Origin of the sequence: Streptomyces sp. NPDC059456 (genome assembly GCF_042750055.1) — a bacterium.
Classification (GTDB): domain Bacteria; phylum Actinomycetota; class Actinomycetes; order Streptomycetales; family Streptomycetaceae; genus Streptomyces.
In genome coordinates, this window is the sequence record NZ_JBHYVA010001044.1 from 1 (window position 1) to 1861 (window position 1861).

At 76.0% G+C, this 1861-nt stretch carries 2 protein-coding genes; both read right to left on the minus strand.

What is annotated here, in order from left to right:
- Positions 1–90: 90 nt before the first annotated feature.
- Complete coding sequence (locus tag ACFXA3_RS41975; protein WP_385196685.1) at positions 91–915, minus strand: hypothetical protein; 825 nt, start codon at positions 913–915, stop codon at positions 91–93.
- On the minus strand, positions 908–1819 hold the full coding sequence (locus ACFXA3_RS41980) for a Gfo/Idh/MocA family protein (RefSeq protein ID WP_385196687.1): 912 nt from the start codon (positions 1817–1819) through the stop codon (positions 908–910). Before ACFXA3_RS41980 ends, ACFXA3_RS41975 begins: the two co-directional genes overlap by 8 nt.
- Positions 1820–1861: the final 42 nt, after the last annotated feature.

The window sequence follows — 1861 nt, forward strand, 5'->3', positions numbered from 1 at the left end:
TCCTGCCTGACCGGGCGGTGGGCGTGCAGGCTCTTCTGGGGCACGTTTGGTGGGCCCGGGGGCCCCGGTGGGGCTCCGGAACGCGGAGGTTCAGGCCGGCCCCCACGCCGCGAAGGCGTGTCCCTCGCCGTCCCGGTGGTCCATGTGGGCGACGGACAGGCCGTCGGCCATCTCGGCGGCGGCGATCCACGGCAGCACCTCGCCGGCGACCGTCCCGGCCTCCTCGATGCGCCGCTCCGTCGTCTGCGCCACCAGCCCGTCCAGGTCCCCGCGGTGCAGCCGGTCGGCGACCGTCCGGGCCCAGCCGGGCCGCGGTACGCCGTACAACTGGTCGGGCAGCATCCGAGGGCCGCCGACCTCCAGGGAGAAGCTGCCGCTGGCGACCACCGCGATGCGGCGGCCGGGCAGGTCCTCCAGGGCGCCCCGCAGCACCCGGCCGAGCCGTCTGCAGCGTTCGGCCGAAGGGCGGGGCGCCACCATGCCGTTGAGGTACACCGGGACGACGGGCATCCGGCGCCCGTTGAGGAAGTGCAGCGGCACCACGACGGAGTGGTCGACCGAGTGGCCGCGCAGGGCCACCGGGTCGAAGTCCTGGCCCACCAGGCCCCGGTGGAGAGCCGAGCCGACGCCCGCGTCGAGCGCGTACGCGGTGGGGGGAACGCCCGGGACGTCGTCGTTGGGACCGAGCGCGCCGTCCCCGGTGGCGATGGCGAACGTCGGCCACATGTCCGGGGTGAACGTGTTGATGTGGTCGCAGGTCAGGACGACGAGGACGTCCGCGTCCGCCCGTTCGACCACCTCGTCGACCGCCGCGTAGCGCTGTGCCACGTCCGCCCCGGCCGCCGTGTCGGTGCGGGCCAGGGCGGGGAAGCCGGGGGTGTGCGGGACCCCGGCGACCGCGACGATCTCAGCCACGCGCCACCACCGCGCCCACGCCCGCGGTCCCGGACGACGCCGCGGCCCCGTCCCCGGAACGGGCCGTACGGTACATCTCGCGGAGCAGGCGCAGGGTCTCTAGCCCCGCGGTGCCGTCGGCGGCCATGGTGTGCCGGGGGTCGCGGACCGCGGCGGCGAAGTCGGCGATCTGCCGGCGGTGCGAGATGCCGTAGTAGCCGATTCCGGCGGGTGGGGGTGACACCTGCCCGCGCACGGTGCGGGCCGCCGCGCGCAGCGCGTCGCCGCCCTCGGCCAGGTGCAGCGTGCCGGGGTGGTCCAGGTCGAAGAGGACCGAGCCGCCGGTGCCGACGAGTTCGATGCGGGTGCGCCAGGTGATGCTGCTCGCGACCGTGACCTGGTACGTCACCAACGCGCCCTGCGGGCCCCGCAGGACGGCCGCCAGAGTGTCCTCCGTCTCCATGCCGCCACGGGGAGCCGTGTGCCCGGTGGCGGCGCCGACCACGGTGAGGCCGCCGGTCAGCCAGCGCGTCACGTCGAGTGCGTGGTAGCCCTGGTTGACCAGGGCGGAGCCGCCCTCGCCGGCGAAGGTGCCGCGCCAGTAGCTCTCGGCGTAGTACGCGTCGTCGCGGCCGCACTGGAGGCTGACGGTGCCGGACACGAGGCGTCCGAGCAGGCCGTCGGCGATCCAGTCGCGCACGGCGGTGACCACCGGGTCGTAGCGGTGCTGGGAGACGACCGACAGGACGCGGCCGGCGCTTTCGGCGAGGGCCGTCAGGGCGGCGCCCTCCTCGACGGTCATGGCCAGCGGCTTCTCGACCAGAACGTGCTTGCCCGCCATGAGCGCCGCGGCGACCAGCTCGTGGTGCCCGGCGTGGGGGGGGGGGGGGGGGGGTCGGTGGGCGCCCCGGGGGGCGCCCAACACCCGCCCCGCCCGGGGGGCCCCCCGGGGGGGCCGGGGGTTTAT